This is a genomic window from Delftia sp. (assembly GCF_059499305.1).
Genome location: NZ_JCABYI010000032.1, coordinates 179345 through 195754, shown reverse-complemented (window position 1 = coordinate 195754; position 16410 = coordinate 179345). Strand labels below are relative to the sequence as shown.

General features: G+C 71.3%; 14 protein-coding genes. 4 read left to right on the top strand and 10 right to left on the bottom strand.

Annotation, left to right across the window (positions count from 1 at the left end):
* Nucleotides 1–6: 6 nt before the first annotated feature.
* From cobF to cbiE, 4 genes are read right to left on the bottom strand one after another with little or no spacing between them, the layout of a single operon-like run.
* Entirely contained in the window at nucleotides 7–804 is a 798-nt protein-coding gene (gene cobF / locus AC5I49_RS23070) for a precorrin-6A synthase (deacetylating) (RefSeq protein ID WP_495789949.1), read from the bottom strand.
* Nucleotides 801–1691 (bottom strand): precorrin-4 C(11)-methyltransferase, encoded by an 891-nt coding sequence (gene cobM / locus AC5I49_RS23065; RefSeq protein ID WP_495789948.1) that lies wholly within the window; start codon nucleotides 1689–1691, stop codon nucleotides 801–803. The genes cobF and cobM overlap by 4 nt, the downstream gene beginning before the upstream one ends.
* Nucleotides 1688–2173, bottom strand: coding sequence for a cobalamin biosynthesis protein (locus AC5I49_RS23060; RefSeq protein WP_026062693.1), 486 nt, complete (start codon nucleotides 2171–2173; stop codon nucleotides 1688–1690). The genes cobM and AC5I49_RS23060 overlap by 4 nt, the downstream gene beginning before the upstream one ends.
* Nucleotides 2170–3372: a precorrin-6y C5,15-methyltransferase (decarboxylating) subunit CbiE gene (gene cbiE, locus AC5I49_RS23055; RefSeq protein ID WP_495789947.1), complete on the bottom strand. Its 1203-nt coding sequence runs from the start codon at nucleotides 3370–3372 to the stop codon at nucleotides 2170–2172. Before cbiE ends, AC5I49_RS23060 begins: the two co-directional genes overlap by 4 nt.
* Here cbiE and AC5I49_RS23050 point away from each other — a divergent pair.
* A complete protein-coding gene (locus AC5I49_RS23050) occupies nucleotides 3371–4165 on the top strand; it encodes a cobalt-precorrin-6A reductase (protein ID WP_495789946.1) in 795 nt (264 codons plus the stop codon). The two genes, cbiE and AC5I49_RS23050, sit on opposite strands and share 2 nt — an antisense overlap.
* Here AC5I49_RS23050 and cobJ read toward each other — a convergent pair.
* From cobJ to cobG, 4 genes are read right to left on the bottom strand one after another with little or no spacing between them, the layout of a single operon-like run.
* Complete coding sequence (gene cobJ / locus AC5I49_RS23045; RefSeq protein ID WP_495789945.1) at nucleotides 4099–4932, bottom strand: precorrin-3B C(17)-methyltransferase; 834 nt, start codon at nucleotides 4930–4932, stop codon at nucleotides 4099–4101. The genes AC5I49_RS23050 and cobJ overlap by 67 nt on opposite strands.
* On the bottom strand, nucleotides 4926–5696 hold the full coding sequence (cobI, locus tag AC5I49_RS23040; RefSeq protein ID WP_013800508.1) for a precorrin-2 C(20)-methyltransferase: 771 nt from the start codon (nucleotides 5694–5696) through the stop codon (nucleotides 4926–4928). Before cobI ends, cobJ begins: the two co-directional genes overlap by 7 nt.
* Nucleotides 5686–6315, bottom strand: coding sequence for a precorrin-8X methylmutase (locus AC5I49_RS23035; protein WP_495789944.1), 630 nt, complete (start codon nucleotides 6313–6315; stop codon nucleotides 5686–5688). Before AC5I49_RS23035 ends, cobI begins: the two co-directional genes overlap by 11 nt.
* The gene (cobG, locus tag AC5I49_RS23030) at nucleotides 6315–7565 is read right to left on the bottom strand and encodes a precorrin-3B synthase (RefSeq protein WP_495789943.1); all 1251 of its coding nucleotides are present in this window, start codon (nucleotides 7563–7565) and stop codon (nucleotides 6315–6317) included. The genes AC5I49_RS23035 and cobG overlap by 1 nt, the downstream gene beginning before the upstream one ends.
* Before the next feature lie 245 nt (nucleotides 7566–7810).
* On the opposite strand from cobG, the gene AC5I49_RS23025 reads away from it, so the two are divergent.
* The 3 genes from AC5I49_RS23025 (at nucleotide 7811) to dsbG (ending at nucleotide 11807) form a co-directional block, all read left to right on the top strand.
* Complete coding sequence (locus tag AC5I49_RS23025; RefSeq protein ID WP_070080851.1) at nucleotides 7811–9574, top strand: methyl-accepting chemotaxis protein; 1764 nt, start codon at nucleotides 7811–7813, stop codon at nucleotides 9572–9574.
* An 18-nt stretch (nucleotides 9575–9592) separates the two neighbouring features.
* Nucleotides 9593–10732, top strand: a complete 1140-nt coding sequence (locus AC5I49_RS23020; protein WP_495789942.1) for a FecR family protein — start codon at nucleotides 9593–9595, stop codon at nucleotides 10730–10732.
* Between the two features lie 472 nt (nucleotides 10733–11204).
* Entirely contained in the window at nucleotides 11205–11807 is a 603-nt protein-coding gene (dsbG, locus tag AC5I49_RS23015) for a thiol:disulfide interchange protein DsbG (protein ID WP_047472029.1), read from the top strand.
* Here the strand turns inward: dsbG and AC5I49_RS23010 are convergent.
* A complete protein-coding gene (locus AC5I49_RS23010; RefSeq protein ID WP_495789941.1) occupies nucleotides 11753–13243 on the bottom strand; it encodes an efflux transporter outer membrane subunit in 1491 nt (496 codons plus the stop codon). The genes dsbG and AC5I49_RS23010 overlap by 55 nt on opposite strands.
* A 5-nt stretch (nucleotides 13244–13248) precedes the next feature.
* Nucleotides 13249–16404, bottom strand: a complete 3156-nt coding sequence (locus tag AC5I49_RS23005) for a multidrug efflux RND transporter permease subunit (protein WP_495789940.1) — start codon at nucleotides 16402–16404, stop codon at nucleotides 13249–13251.
* Between the last annotated feature and the right edge of the window lie 6 nt (nucleotides 16405–16410).

Below are 16410 nucleotides of genomic sequence, written 5' to 3'. Positions count from 1 at the left end.
TCGGCCTCAGCCGCCGCGCCGCAGCAGGTAGATATCCATGATCCAGCCATGCCGCTCGCGCGCTGCGGCGCGGGCCTGCACGATGCGCGATGCCGCCTCGGCCAGCGGGCCGCTGTCCAGCATCTGGCGGTCCATGCCCAGGTAGGCACCCCACCAGATGTGCAGGCCGTGGGAGGGCAGCTCGGTGAAGCTGCACTGCCCGTCCAGCATCACCACGGCCGTGTCCACGCCGGGCGGCCAGCCCTGCTCGCGCAGCTGGCGGCCCGTGGTCACCACGAAGGGCTGGCCTATGCCGTTGAGCGCAATCGCATGCGCGGCGCACAGCACCTGCATGGAGCTGATGCCCGCCACCACGCGCACGCTGTGCGGCGCCGGCTGCATGCGCGCGGCAATGCGCAGGGTGCTGTCGTACAGCGCCGGGTCCCCCCAGACCAGCAGGGCGACCTGCAAGGGCTGGCCGGGGCTGCGCGGCTGCAGCCCCTCGTCCAGGGACCGGGTGATGGCCGCCTGCCAGCAGCGCGTGATGGCCGCATGCCATTCATCGACCTGGGCCAGGTAGTCGTCGCCCACGCTGCGGCGCACGGGCATGTCGAAGCCTTCGATGCGCGGGCCGGGCGCAGTGAGCACGGCATCGCACAGGTCGCGGCGCAGGGCGGCGAGTTCGGCCTTGTCCTCGCCCTTGTGCGGCAGCAGGATCAGGTCGGCGGCCTGCATGACGGCCTGGGCTTCGCGCGTGAGGTGGTCGGGGTTGCCCGTGCCGATGCCGATCAGGCTCAGCGCCACGGGCGGCAGGGCCGCGCTCATGGGGCGGGGTTCCCGAGGGGCACGTCGATCACGGTGTCGCTCCCGGTGCCGCTCACGGTGTCCCTCAAGGTATCCCTCGCGGTATCCAGCGCGGCATTCGCATGCACATCGGTGGCGGGAAAGCGCGGCTCGGCGCCCAGCGGGCGGTAGCGGCGGTCGTAGTCGGCCGCGTAGAGGCGGCTTTCGCCGAAGTCCTCGGCCTGCAGGCTGCGGCCCACCAGGATCAGGGCCGTGCGCTCCATGTGGGTGGCCACGGCCTCGGCCAGGCTGCCCACCGTGGTGCGCACCACGGTTTCGTCAGGCCAGCTGGCACGCCAGACGATGGCCACGGGGCAGTCGGCGCCGTAGTGCGGCAGCAGCTCGGACTGCACCTTGGCGGCCACATGGATGGACAGATGGATGGCCAGCACGGCACCCGTGGCCGCGAAGGCGGCCAGGTTCTCGCCCTCGGGCATGGCCGTGGCGCGGCCCGAGGTGCGCGTCAGCACCACGGACTGGCACAGGCCGGGCAGGGTCAGCTCCGCGCCCAGCGTGGCGGCGGCGGCCGCGAACGAGGGCACGCCGGGCGTGACGGTGTAGGCAATGCCGGCCTCGCGCAGGCGGCGCAGCTGCTCGCCCATGGCCGACCACACGGACAGGTCGCCCGAGTGCAGGCGCGCCACGTCTTCGCCACGCGCCTCGGCGGCCTGGATTTCGGCCACGATGTCGTCCAGGCTCATGGATGCGGTGTTGACGATGCGCGCGCCCGGCGGGCAGTGCGCCAGCAGTTCCGAGGGAATGAGCGAGCCCGCATACAGGCAGACCGGGCAGGCCGCCATGAGGTCGCGCCCGCGCACGGTGATCAGGTCGGCGGCGCCGGGGCCGGCGCCGATGAAATGCACGGTCATGCCGTTGCTCCTTGGTTCTTGGCCTGGCTGGCGTGGGCCAGGCAACAGTTCAGAGGTCCGCCCTGGCCCACGGCCAGGGCCAGGGTGGCGCTGCCATCGTCCGCCACCAGGCGGGTCACGCTCAGGGCGGAGTGCGGGCCTGCGGCGGCCAGTGCCGCCGCCTCGGCCACGCTGCCGGTGCCGTAGCGCGCCAGCATGCGCGGCGATTGGGTGACCACCGGCTGGCCCGGCAATTGCGCGGACGGCACACGGACCAGGACGGCCGAGGGCACGACCGCCGACATCCAGGCCTCCAGCGCCGGATGGCCGGCCTTGGTGTCCAGCACGGCCACGGCGCAGACGGGCTGCGGCGCGCAGGCTTGCTGCAGCAGGTGCGCCTGGGCCCGCTGCCACAGCGCCTGCAGCGCATCGGGCAGTGCGTCGGTGTGCAGGCCCAGGCCCAGCACGCCGCAGCGGTGGGGGATGGCTTGGTCCGGGTTCACCGCTGCCAGCTCCACTGCACCAGCGGCCGCGCAGCCTTCCAGCTGCGCATGCGGCCCAGCGGCTCGGCGCTGGAAATCTCCAGCCGCAGCAGCTGACCGCCGTGCTCGGCCTGCAGTTGCACCAGCAGGGCCTCGGTCTCCAGCGTCACGGCATTGACCACCAGGCGGCAGCCTGCGGGCATGAGGGCCTGCAGGCGATCGAACAATTCGGCGTCAAAGCCCCCGCCCACGAACACGGCCTGGGGCCGGGCCAGCGCCTGCAGTTCGGCCAGCGCCTCGGGCGCCACGCCCTGCACCACGCGCAGGCGCGCCTGCAGTCCGAAGCGCCGGGCGTTGAGGCGGATGTTGTCCGCACGCGCCGCATGCTGCTCCAGGCTGATGGCCGAGCCACCGGCCAGGCACCACTCCACGGCCACCGAGCCCGAGCCGCCGCCCACATCCCACAGGCATTCGCCGTGGCGCGGCGCAAGAGCCGCCAGGGTCAGCGCACGGGCCGGGGCCTTGGTGATCTGGCCGTCGTTGGCGTACCAGTGGTTGGGCCGGCCCGGCACCAGCGGCAGGGCCGCGCCGCCCTGGGCGAGCACGGCCACGGCCACGGGCGCGCAGGCAGGGTCGGCGGCCAGGGCCTGGGCGGCTTCGGCGGCGCGCCATGCGCGGCGGCGCTCGCGCGGGCCGCCCACGGATTCCATGACCTCCAGGCGGCTGTCGCCCCAGCCTTCCTGCACCAGCCAGTCCGCCAATGCGGCCACGGCGGCGCCATCGCGCAGCAGCACCAGCGACTGGCGGCCTGGCGACAGGTGCGGCAGCAGCTGCTCCACGTGGCCGGCGTGCAGGCCCAGGCAGACCGTGTCTTCCAGCTTCCAGCCCAGGCGGGACGCCAGCAGCGAAAATGTCGAAGGTTGGGCGTGGCAGTGCCACTCCTGCGGCGCCAGATGCGCCGCCAGGCTGCCGCCCGCCCCGAACCAGAACGGATCGCCCGACGCCAGCACCACCGTGGGCCGGCCACGGCAGGCCAGCACGGGAGCCACGTCAAAGGGCACGGGCCAGGGACGGCCCCGCTCGCCGGCACCGGCCAGCGCCAGGTGGCGCGGCCCGCCAAAAACGGTCTCGGCCGCGTCCAGCGCGCGCAGCGCGGCGGGCGAGAGGCCGTCCAGGCCGTCTTCGTTCAGGCCCACCAATGTCAACCAGGGATCAGTCATGCCCCATGTTCTCCTGCTGGGCGGCACCAGCGGCGCCAGCCAGCTGGCCCAGGCCCTGCACCGCGCCGGCATTGCCGCCGTGTTCTCGTATGCGGGCGTCACGCAGTCGCCCGTGGCCCAGCCCCTGCCCACGCGCGTGGGAGGCTTTGGCGGTGCCCAGGGCCTGGCGCAATTCCTGCGCGGGCAGGCCATCAGCCATGTGGTCGATGCCACCCACCCGTTTGCCGCACAGATGAGCCGCAATGCCTGCGAGGCCTGCGCCGCCACCGGCACGCCGCTGCTGGCGCTGGAACGCGAGCCCTGGCAGGCCAGTGCCGGCGATGCCTGGATCGACGTGTCCGACATGCAAGCCGCCGCTGCCGCCCTGCCCCAGGCAGCCGCCCGGGTGTTTCTGGCCGTGGGCCGCAAGCAGCTTGCGGCCTTTGCGGGCCAGCCGCAGCACCACTATCTGCTGCGCCTGGTCGATGCGCCCGAGCCCGGCAGCCTGCCCCTGCCCCACACCACGGTGGTGCTGGGGCGCGGGCCTTTCAGCGCGGACGACGATGAAGCCTTGCTGCGCACGCACGGCATCGAATGGCTGGTGGCCAAGAACGCAGGCGGCGAGGCCACGCGCGGCAAGCTCGAGGCCGCACGTGCCCTGGGCCTGCCCGTGGTGATGGTGCAGCGCCCGGCGCTGCCGCAGCGCCAGCGCACCGGGTCGGTGGCTGCGGTGCTGCACTGGATTGCTCATGGCGTGCTGCCGATAGCACCGCCCGCGCCGACAGCACCGTCCGCGCCGCCATCCATGCCGTAGTGGCGTGGCGTGTAGACCCAGCGGCCCACGCGGCGCGTGGCGCTGTTGCCCACCAGGACCACGGTGCGCATGTCGGCCATCTCGGGCGTGGCCTCGGCCAGCGTGCATACGTGCAAGTGTTCCTCGGGCGTGGACACGGCGCGCGCAAACACCAGCAGGCGCTGCGGCTCGCAGCGGGTGCGCAGCAGCTGCAGCAGGCGCACAAAGCCTTCGGGCCGGCTCTTGGAGCGCGGGTTGTAGAAGGCCATGGCGAAGTCGGCCTGGGCCGCCAGTTCCACGCGCCGCGCGATCACCGGCCAGGGCTTGAGGTTGTCCGAGAGATTGATGCAGCAAAAGTCATGGCCCAGCGGCGCGCCGGCCCGCGCGGCGGCGGCCAGCATGGCGGTGATGCCGGGCAGCACCTGGATATCGAGCGCCTGCCAGGCGGCGGCCTGCACCGCATCGGCAGATTCCATGGCCTCGAACACGGCCGACGCCATGGCGAACACGCCCGGGTCGCCCGAAGACACCACGACCACCTGCCGCCCCTGCGCGGCCAGCGCCAGCGCCTGGCGCGCGCGCTCCAGCTCCACGCGGTTGTCCGAGGCATGCCAGGCCACGGCCTGGCCCTGACCCGCCTTCGCCAGCAGGGCCTGCGCGCGGGACACATAGGGCAGGTAGCCGACCACATCGTCGGCCGCGTGCAAGGCGGCTGCGGCTTCGGGCGTGATCTGGTCCAGTGCGCCCGGGCCCAGCCCCACCACCGTCAGGCGGCCGGCGCTCACCATGCGGCCTCCGGGCGGCGGCCCTGGCCGTGCACGAGCACGATGGCGAAATAGGGGCAGGCGTCGTCGGACACATCGCCCAGGCGCGCGACCTGCTCGCTGTCCGTGGTGCCGTTCTGTACCAGCCAGGCGGCGTCAAGCCGGCCCGTGCGCTGCAGGGCGCGGCGGATGCGCGGCAGGTTGCGGCCGACCTTCATGACCACCAGGGCCTCGGCCGTCTGCATGCGGCGCACCAGCTCGTCTTCCGACAGGGTGCCGGTCATCACGCTGAGCACGTCGTCGCCCCAGGTGATGGGCTCGCCCGTGGCGTGCCAGCAGCCCACCATGCCGGGGATGCCGGGCACCACGTCCAGCGGCACCTGGCCGCGTTCGCGCAGCCGGGTATACAGATGCATGAAGGAGCCGTAGAGGAAGGGGTCGCCCTCGCACAGCACCACCACCTGCCCGGTCTGCGCCAGCGCTTCCAGGCGCAGGCACCAGTCGTCGTAGAAGCGCGCCAGCAGGTCCACATAGGCGGGGCTGTCCACGGGCAGCTCGGTGGTCACCGGGTACTCCATGGCGTGCTCGGCAGCGCCTTGGGCCAGCAGGCCGTCCACCAGCTGGCGGGCCTTGCCGGGCCGGCCCTTCTTGCGGAAGAACGCCACCTGGCGGGCGCCGCGCACCAGGCGGTCGGCCTTGACGCTCATGAGTTCGGGGTCGCCCGGGCCCAGGCCCACGCAGACAATGCCGGGCCCGCCCTGGCTGGGACGCGGCTGCCTACTCGACATGGCTGGCCAGTGCGTTGATGGCGGCCACGGTAATGGCCGAGCCGCCCAGCCGGCCATGCACGGCCATGCAGGGCACGGGCAGGTCCTGCATCAGCGCCTGCTTGGATTCCATGGCGCCCACAAAGCCCACGGGGCAGCCGATGATGGCGGCCGGCCGGGGGCAGGCCGGGTCCTGCAGCAGGTTGAGCAGGTGGAACAAGGCCGTGGGCGCGTTGCCGATGGCCACCACGGCCCCGGCCAGGTGCGGGCGCCACAGCTCCAGCGCGGCGGCGCTGCGCGTATTGCCCATGTCACGGGCCAGCGCGGGCACGCGCTCGTCCTGCAGCGTGCAGATGATGGGGTTGGCGGCGGGCAGGCGCGAGCGCGTGATGCCCTCGCTGACCATGCGCACGTCGCACAGCACGGGCGCGCCGTTTTGCAGGGCCTGCGCGGCGGCCTCGGCCATGCCGGGCGAGAAGGCCACGTGCGGGGCCAGCTCCACCAGGCCAGCGGCGTGGATCATGCGCACCACCACGCGTTCCTCGACAGGCGTGAAGCGTTCCAGCGCCGCCTCGCGGCGGATGGTGGCAAAGGACTGCCGGTAGATCTCGGCGCCATCGGTTTCGTAGCGGTGCAGCATTATTCTTTTGAAAACAGCAATCCCGGATTGTCTCGCACCGAGGCCAGGGTCCGCTGCTCCTGCGCCCTATCCCCGGCACGGCCGTGGCGCACTACGGAATAGACGGGGCCTTCGCCCTCGTCTTCACCTTCTGCCCGCAGCACCACCGTGGCCGGCGCCTGCCGCGCGCAGCCCTTGGCGCATCCGGTCACATGCAGGTGCGCGCCGTGGGGCACCTGCGGCGCCAGCTCCAGCGCCAGGGCCTGCGTGGGACCCAGGGCCTGGGTGCAGCCCGGCGCGCCGGTACAGGCGGATACGCGCAGGCGCGGGTCATGGACGTGGGTGATCCAGTCAGCGGCGTTGTCCAGCCCTGCAGCCGTCCACCAGCAAGGCAGGGCGGCACCAGCTTCCGCGTTTTCGTCTTCCACCAGCAGCATGCGCCAGGGTGTCACACGCAAAAAGGCCTGCTCAGGCAAGGCGCGCACCAGCCGCGCCAGCGCCACGGCCGGCAAGCGGCCCAGCGGCGCGCCCAGCAGCCAGCCCACGCCGGGCACGGCACCGGGCGCCGGTCCTTCGCCGTGGGCCGGGGTTTCTGTCTCCACCCAGTCCAGTCCGGGGGGCGGCTGCAGTTGCGCCGCCACCGCGGCCATGCGTCCGGGCCGCAAGCCCTGGGCGCGGCGAAGGGAGGCCTGGTCGGCAAACCAGCGCGCCAGCGCCAGGCCTGCGGCCACGGCCTGGCTGGCATCGGCCACGGCCAGCGCCTGCTGCCGTCCACCAGGCTGCACCAGCCATCCGGTGGCTGTGCGCTGCAGGCGGATATCGGCGGACACGCCCGCCAGCCGGCCGGGCGCGCCTTCCACCGACCAGCCGAACTTGGCCGGCAGGCCCGCCAGATCCTCGGCCGCATCCAGCGCATGCTGCAGGGCCTGGCCCAGCGCATGGACCGACTCCTGCGGCCGGCACAGCGGGTCGATCACCAGGTTGCGGCGGCGCTCGCGGCCCGCGTCGGCGTCCAGCAGGCCCACGGCCGCCAGGGCGCGCAGCACGGCGGCGTGCCGCCCGGGCGCAATGCCGCGCAACTGCACATTGGCGCGGCTGGACAGCTCCAGCGCGCCAGTGCCATGCACCAGGGCCAGGCGCGCCAGGCGCCGCGCCTGGGCCACCGTCAACCGCCCCAGCGGCGGGCGCACGCGCACCACCAGCCCATCGCCGGAGGCCATGGGCTGCCAGGCGCCGGGGCACCAGCCTTGGATGTGGGGAGGGGTATGCATGGGATGGGGACCGACTGTAGCGCCGACGCAGCCTGTCCCGCAGGGGCAGCACCCGCAGGCGGTCAAGAAATGCGGGCTTTGTTGATCCAGCCTGCACGGGAAGCGCAGCGGTGACGCTGAACCGATGCCTCGTCTGAATTTGTCACTTCTCATGGAAATTTAACAATTTTCAAAGGGCTTTTATCAAATTAATCACTTATTCTTTGATAAAAACTGATACTTGCACCATCTACCTGGAAAGCGCCATGAATCTCCGCACCTGGACCGTCAAGACCAAGCTCTACGCCGCCTTCACCGCCCTGGCTCTGCTGGTCGCGCTGGTTTCCGTATCCGCCCTGCAGGCGCTGGACGATGCCAACCGCAACCTGACCCGGTTCGTCGATGGCGTGAACGCCCGTGCCCAACTGGCCGAACAGGTGCGCGCAGCCGTGGACAGCCGTGCCATCGCGGCGCGCAACCTGGTGCTGGTGAACACGCCAGCCGACCTGGAGCTGGAAAAAGCGGCCGTGTACGCCGCCCATGCCGAGGTCAAGACCCGGCTGGACCAGCTCAAGGCCCTGGTGGCCGCGCCCGGGGTGGGTGAGGAGGCACGCGCCCTGGTCGCCCGCATCGACCAGATAGAGCAGCGCTACGGCCCGGTGGCGCTGGACATCGTCGCGCTGGCGCTGCGCCAGCAACGCGACGAGGCCATTGCCAAGATGAACAGCGAGTGCCGGCCGCTGCTGGCCCAGCTGATCGCGGCCACCGACGAGTACAGCCGGCTCACGCGCCAGCACGCCCAGGTCATGGTGGAGCAGGCCACGCAGTCCTATGTGCAGCAACGCAACATGCAGATCGGCATGAGCGCGGTCGCCTTCGTGCTGGCCCTGCTCATGGGCCGGCTGATCGCACGCGGCCTGACACGCGCGCTGGGCGCCGAGCCGGCCCAGCTGGGCGAGGTCGCCCGCCAGATCGCCGACGGCAACCTCGACCCCGGACTGCTGCGCAGCGAAGCGCCCGCCGGCAGCGTGCAGGCCTCGCTCAACGCCATGCACCAGAGCCTGGCCAGCGTGGTCAGCGATGTGCGCAACAACGCCGACAGCGTGGCCGTGGCCAGCGAGCAGATCGCCAAGGGCAATGCCGACCTGAGCCGCCGCACCGAGCAGCAGGCCAGCGCGCTGCAGCAGACGGCGGCCTCCATGGACGAGCTGTCCTCCACCGTGCAGCAGAACGCGGACAACGCGCGCCAGGTCAACCAGCTCGCGCTCGGCGCCAGCCAGGTGGCGGTCAAGGGCGGCACCGTGGTGCAGGAAGTCGTCGGCGCCATGCAGGACATCCATGCCAGCTCGCGCCAGATCGGCGACATCGTGGGCGTGATCGACTCCATCGCCTTCCAGACCAACATCCTCGCCCTCAATGCCGCCGTCGAGGCCGCACGCGCCGGCGAACAGGGCAAGGGCTTTGCCGTGGTGGCCGCCGAAGTGCGCACCCTGGCCCAGCGCAGCGCGCAGGCCGCCCGCGAGATCAAGCAGCTCATCACTGACAGCGCCACCCGCGTCAGCCAGGGCGCGGAGCTGGCCGACCAGGCCGGCGCCACCATGGCCGAGGTGCTGCAATCCATACAGCGCGTGACCGACCTCATGGGCGAGATCAGCAATGCCAGCGACGAGCAAAGCGCCGGCGTGGCCCAGGTCGGGCAGGCCATGAGCCAGATGGACCAGGTCACGCAGCAAAACGCCTCGCTGGTGGAAGAAAGCGCGGCGGCGGCCTCCAGCCTCAAGTCCCAGGCCCAGCGCCTGGTGCAGGCCGTGGCCATCTTCCGCCTGGGCGACCAGGGTGGCGCGGCGCAGCAGCCGCGTTTGCAGGCGCCGCTGCCGGCGTCCGTGCCCACGCGCGCGGCCACGGCATCTGCGCTGGCGCCGGCCAGGCCGGCACCGGCACGACCCGCAGCTGGCGCGCGCCCTGCAAGCCCTGCACGCCTGGCTGCGGCCAAGCCGTCCGCCGAATCGCAGGACTGGACCAGCTTCTGAAACCGGCAAGCCGCACGCATGCGCCGCCACCGCTCCTGCACCGCGCCCCTGGACAAGGCTGCGCAGGTGCGCGAACTGGAAGAGTTCTTCCGCGGGCAAAACCCCATCGACCTCGCTGCGGCCGACTGGCACACGCGCATGGAGCAAGGCCTGACCGCCGAGGAAGAAGCCGAATTCACCGAATGGCTGGCGGCCAGCACGGCGCACGAGGCCGCCTTGCGCCACCTGGGCCAGAGCCTGGCGGCCGCGCGGTCCATTCCCCCCGAACAGGTGGCGCGCCTGCGCGCGGAGCAGGCACGCCGACGCTCGCAGTCGGCGCCTCACGCACACCCGGAACCGGCCTCGCAACGCCCGTCCTCCGAAGAGCGCCAAGGCTGGAGCTGGTCCCGCCTGCTGCCGCGACCTGCCCTGGCGGCCCTGTGCTGCACGGTGGCCCTTGCCCTTGCCCTGGTCCTGGCCGTGGGCGTGGGCTGGCACCAGTGGCAGCAGCAGCCCACCTTCATCAGCAGCCACCTGACCCCACGCGGCCAGGCCAGGACCATCACCTTGCCGGATGGCACCGCACTGTCCCTGGATGCCGATACCCAGGCGCAGGTAACTCTGTACCGCGACCGGCGCGAGGTGCGCATCACGCAAGGGCAGATCCTGTTTGCCGTGGCGCCCGACAGCGCCAGGCCCTTCCATGTGCTGGCCGGCCCGGCGCGCGTCACCGTGGGCGGCACGCAGTTTTCCGTGCGCTATCGCGCCACGGGCATGGAGGCGGGCAGCGCCCAGGTGGCCGTGCAGGAAGGCCATGTGCGCGTGGCCGGTGCGCAAGGCGCGGCAACGCCTGCCGACCTGGTCGCTGGCCAGGCCCTGAGCGTGTCGCCTGCAGGCGTGCTCGGTCCGGTGTCGGCTGTGGCGCCCGGCAGCATTGCGCTGTGGCGCAAGGGACTGATCCGCTTCGAGAACACGCCCCTGGCCGACGCCCTGGTGGAACTGGAGCGCTACGGGCCGACCGGCCTGGTGGTGCACGACCCGGCCGTGGCGGCCCTGCGCATTGGCGGCAGCTACCAGACCAGCCGCCCCGCCGAGTTCGCACGCATGCTGGCCCAGATCCTGCCCGTCACTCTGGTGGCCCGGCCCGATGGCCAGACCGAGATTGCCGCTGCGCCCTGAGCACGGAGGCGGGACCGGCCCACGCTTTCTAAAAATTCGGCCGCAGGGGTGCAGTTCTGAAAAGCTGGAGCGTCTTCATGGGTAGTGGGTTTCATTTCCATCCATGACTGCCATGCAAGACCGCTACCGCTTCCAAGACTGCCTGCCGCGCCGGGCGCAAGCCCTCCTCCACCCTGCCCCGCTCGCCCTGGCTGTCTGCAATGACGACTGCCCAGCGCCGATGCGCAGCATCTGCAAGGGTGTCAATGACAATCGGCGGCGTGCGAAGCCCATGGGCTGCAACGCAGCGACAGCGGCGCGTGGTCGGTCGGCCGTCGTGTGCGAGATTGCCGCAAGCGATTTCCTGGACCGATGGAACGCGTCGGATGCACTCCGACTCACACCGTCCGCCGCTGTGGCCGCAGCACCAGGCGTTGCACGCTTGCCGCGCAGCGCCGCACCCTCATTCATCCAACCGTTCCAAGGAGTTCCCATGCATCTTCAACGCACCGTCCTTTTTGCAGGCATGGCTGCCAGCCTCTTTCTGGCAGCAGGACGGGCAAGCGCCGCAGAAGGTCCTGCCACGGCCCAGGCGCCCCAGGCCAAGGCCCAGGCCGCCAAGCCGGCGGGCGACACCGTGCAGGCGCAGCTGGAGGCCTCCAACTGGGTGCCCGACGGCAAGGCCGATGCGCCGCGCGTGATCTATACCTTCACCGACCCCAACTGCAAGTACTGCCACAAGTTCTGGGAGGCCGCACGCCCCTGGGTGGACGCAGGCAAGGTGCAGCTGCGCCACATCCTGGTGGGCGTGATCCGGGACGACAGCCCGGCCAAGGCCGCCGCCATCCTGCAGGCCCCGGACCGCGCGGCCGCACTGATGGAGCACGAGAAGAAGTCCGCCCAGGGCGGCATAGCGCCCGCCTTCAGCGTCAGCCCCGACGTGCGCAAGGCGCTGGAGGCCCACCGCAAGCTGATGATGTCCCTGGGCTTCCGTGGCACGCCGGGCATCGTGGTGATCGACAGCCAGGGCGGCACCAAGAGCTATGGCGGCATGCCGCGCGATGCGGCCTTGCCGGAGGTGTTCGGGGCGCTGTGAGGCGGCGGCGCCGTCCAGCTGCCGCCCAGCACGCGGAACAGCTGGGCCAGCGCCAACTGCCGCTGGGTCACGGTATCGATGTAGGCACTTTCATTGGCGAAGGCGTTGCGCTGTGCGTCCAGGTAGCGCAGATGGTCGTCCACCCCCGCCTGGTAACGGGCCTGCGCCAGCCGCAGGCTTTCGCGGCTGCTGTCGCGCAGCGCCAGGCGCGCGGCTTCCTCGCGGCGCAGCGTGTCGGTGGCGGCCAGGGCGTCGGCCACTTCGCGGAAGGCGGTCTGGATGGCCTGCTCGTAGGCTGCCACGGCCATGTCCTTGCGCAGCACGGCCAGGTCGAGGTTGGCGCGGTTGCGCCCCCCGTCGAAGAGGGGCAGCGTGACCTGGGGAGTGAACGACCAGGCGCGCTGGCCCGGGCGGAACAGGTCGGACAGATCGGCGCTGGACGATCCCAGGAAGCCGGTGAGCGAGATGCGCGGGAAGAAGGCCGCGCGCGCCGCACCAATGTCCGCGCTGCGCGCGCGCAGCCGGTGCTCGGCCGCCTGGATGTCGGGCCGGTGGATGAGCAGTTCGGAAGGCGTGCCGGCCGACAGGTCCTGCAGCAGCAGGGGTACGTCGGACGACTTTGCCGACCCTGCGGACTGTGCGGACAGGTACGGCGTCAGATCCTCCACGCCCGTCAGCAGCAGCAGGGCGTTGCCGGCCTGGCGCAGCTCGCGTTCGCTGCGCTCCACGTCGGCGCGGGCCTGGGCGGCCAGGCCCAGGGCGTCCTGGTGGTCCAGGGCCGTGGCCGTGCCCGCCTGGCGCCGCTGCGCGGTCAGGCGCAGCGAGGATTCACGGCTTTGCAGCGTGCGCTGCGCCAGTTGCAGCCGGCGCAGGGCCCCGTCGCGGGACAGGTAGGCCTGCACCACTTCGGCACCCAGGCTGATGCGGGCCGCGCGCGCGGCCTCTTCGGTGGCCAGGTACTCGCCCAGGGCGGCTTCGGACAGGTTGCGCACGCGGCCGAACAGGTCCAGTTCGAAGGCGGCCAGCCCCAGGCCGGCCTGCCAGCTGCCCTGCACCTGCGGCTGGCCCGTGGCATTCATGTCGCCCGGCAGGCGCTGGCGCGTGCCGCCACCCTGCAGGCCCACGCCCGGCAGGCGGTCGGCGCGCTGCACCTGGTACAGGGCGCGTGCCGCCTCCACGTTGAGCAGGGTCTGGCGCAGGTCGCGGTTGTGGGCCTGGGCCAGGTCCACCAGCTGGCGCAGCTGGCGGTCGGCGATGAAGCTGTTCCAGTCCAGCGTGGCCGCCGACGAGGACAGCACGGGCGCCGCATCCTGCTGCGGCCATTGCGTGGGAATGGGCGCCTGCGGACGCTGGTGGACCGGGGCGAGGGAGCAGCCCGCCAGCACCAGGCTGGCGGCCAGCGCACACAGGGCGCGTGGGAAGAAGTGCATGGACATGGCGCTTACTCGATGCGGGTTGCCGGGGCCTGCAGGGCAGGCGGGGTGCCGGCCGGCGCCTTGCGCCGGAACAGGGACAGCACCCAGACGAAGAAGACGGGAACGAAGACCACCCCCAGCAGCGTGGCCGACAGCATGCCGCCGATCACGCCGAAGCCGATGGCGGCCTGGCTGGAGGCGCCCGCGCCCGAGGCCAGCGCCAGCGGCACCACGCCCAGGATGAAGGCCAGCGAGGTCATGACGATGGGCCGAAAGCGCAACCGTGCCGCCTGCAGCGCGGCCTGCGCCAGGCTGTGCCCCTGCGCATGCAGGTCCCTGGCGAACTCCACGATCAGGATGGCGTTCTTGGCCGCCAGGCCGATGATGGTGATCAGGCCCACCTTGAAGTACACGTCGTTGGACAGGCCCACGGCCGAGGTGGCCAGCACCGATCCCAGCGCGCCGATGGGCACGATCAGCATCACGGCGGCGGGAATGCTCCAGCTCTCGTACAGGGCCACGAGCAGCAGGAACACCACCACGATGGCCAGCGCGAACAGCTTGGGCGCCTGGGCACCGGCGGCTTTCTCCTGGAAGGACAGGGCCGTCCACTCGTAGCCTATGCCGCGCGGCATCTCGGCCATGATGCGTTCCAGCTCGGCCATGGCCTCGCCCGTGGTGTGGCCCGGCTTGGCATCGCCCGAGATGCGGAAGGCCGGATAGCCGTTGTAGCGCGAGATCTGCACCGGCCCGCTTTCCCAGCGCACCGTGGCAAAGGCCGACAGCGGCACCTGCTGGCCGGCGGCGTTGGGCACGTGCAGGCGCAGGATGTCCTCGGGCCGCGCGCGGGCCTGGGCATCGGCCTGCACCACCACGCGCTGCAGGCGGCCCGCGTTGGGAAACTCGTTGATCACGGCCGAGCCGTAGGCGGTGGACAGGGCGGTGTTGATGGCGCTGAAATCCACGCCCTGGGCCTGCGCCTTGCGCCGGTCGATGTCCAGCCGCAGCTGGGGCGCATCCTCCAGGTTTTCCATCATGGCGTAGGCAATGATGGGCGAGGCATTGGCCTTGGCCAGCAGCTGGTCGCGCGCGGCGATCAGGGCCTCGCGGCCCAGGCTGGCGCGGTCCTGCAGGCGCAGCGCAAAGCCGCCGGAGTTGCCCAGGCCGTCGATGGGCGGCGGGTCCACGGCCATGACGGTGCCGTCGGACAGGCTGGCAAAGCGCTGGTTGAAGGCCTGCACCTCGTCCCACGATGCCTGCCCGGCGCCGCGCACCGACCAGTCCTTGAGCGTGACGAAGGCCAGGGCCGCGTTCTGCCCCATGCCCGAGAAGCTGTAGCCCATCAGGAACTCGGCCTGGGCCGTGGCGGGGCGGCTCTGGACATAGTCCTCCATGTCCTTGACCATGGCCTTGGTGCGCTCCGTGGTGGCGCCCGGCGGCAGCTGCACGCCGACGATGTAGTAGCCCATGTCCTCGTAGGGCACGAAGGATTCGGGCATGCGCGTGTACGCCACGCCCAGCCCGGCCACGATGGCGGCATACACCAGCATGCAGCGCCCGGCGCGGCGCACCAGCCGCTGGTTGAGCAGGTCGAAGCGCTCGGTCAGCGCCGCGAAGCGGCGGTTGAACCAGCCGAAGAAGCCCTTGCGCTCGGCGTGGTGGCCCTTGGCAATGGGCTTGAGCAGCGTGGCGCACAGCGCCGGCGTGAAGGTCAGCGCCAGCAGGCCCGAGAACAGGATGGACACGGCCAGCGACAGCGAGAACTGCCGGTAGATCACGCCCACCGAGCCGCTCATGAAGGCCAGCGGCAGGAACACCGCCACCAGCACCAGGGTGATGCCGACGATGGCGCCCGAGACCTGCTGCATGGCCTTGACCGTGGCGGCCAGCGGGGACAGCCCCTCCTCGGCCATGAGGCGCTCCACGTTCTCCACCACCACGATGGCGTCGTCCACCAGGATGCCGATGGCCAGCACCATGCCGAACATGGTCATCATGTTCACCGAAAAGCCCAGCGCATACATCACGCCCAGGGTGCCGGCCAGGCAGACGGGCACGACGATGGTGGGAATCAGCGTGTAGCGCAGGTTCTGCAGAAACAGCCACATCACCAGGAACACCAGCGCCACGGCCTCCACCAGGGTCTGGATGACCTTGCCGATGGCCACTTCCACAAAGCGCGAGGTGTCATAGGGCACGGCGTACTGGATGCCGGCAGGGAAGTTCTGCGACAGCTCGGCCAGGCGCGCCTTGACGGCCTTGGCCGTCTGCATGGCGTTGGCGCCGGGCGCCAGCTGCACGGCGGCGGCCACGCCCTGGCGGCCGTCCTCGCGCGAGGAAAAGCTGTAGTCCAGCTGGCCGACCTCCAGCCGCGCCACATCGGCCAGGCGCACGGCCGAGCCATCGGCCCTGGCACGCAGCACGATCTGGCCGAACTCCTCGGGCGAGGCCAGCGTGCCCTTGACGGCAATGGTGGCGCTCAGCTCCTGGCCGGGCCCTGCGGGCGAGGCGCCAAAGCTGCCGGCCGGCACCTGCGCGTTCTGGGCGGCGATGGCCGCGTTCACGTCCGCCACCGACAGGCCGTAGCCCAGCAGCTTGTTCGGATCGACCCACACGCGCATGGCCACATCGGCCGCGAAGAACTGCACCTTGCCCACGCCGGGCACGCGGCGGATCTCGTTGTTGATGTTGCGCACGGCGTAGTCGGACAGGGCCACCTCGCTGTTGCCGCTGTTGCCGCTGCCGTCCTTGTAGGTCAGCGAGTAGATCATCAGGAAGTTGGCGCTGGCCTGCTCGACCTGCAGGCCCATCTGCATCACGGACGCGGGCAGGCGCGCCTCGGCCTTCTTGATGCGGTTTTGCACCTCCACCTGGGCCAGCGCGGGCTCGGTGCCCGGGGCGAAGGTGGCCGTGATCTCGGCCAGGCCCGTGGAGCCGCTGGAGGAGTCGAAGTACAGCAGCCCCTTGGTGCCGTTGAGCTCCTCCTCGATGACGCTGGTCACCGACTCCATCACCGTGGTGGCGGAGGCGCCCGGATAGTTGGCGGTGATCGAGATCTGCGGCGGCGCCACGTTGGGAAACTGGGAGACGGGCAGCGCCGGTATGGCCAGCAGCCCGGCGAGCATGATGAAGATGGCCACCACCCAGGCGAAGTTGGGGCGGTTGATGAAGAACTTGGACATGGTCTA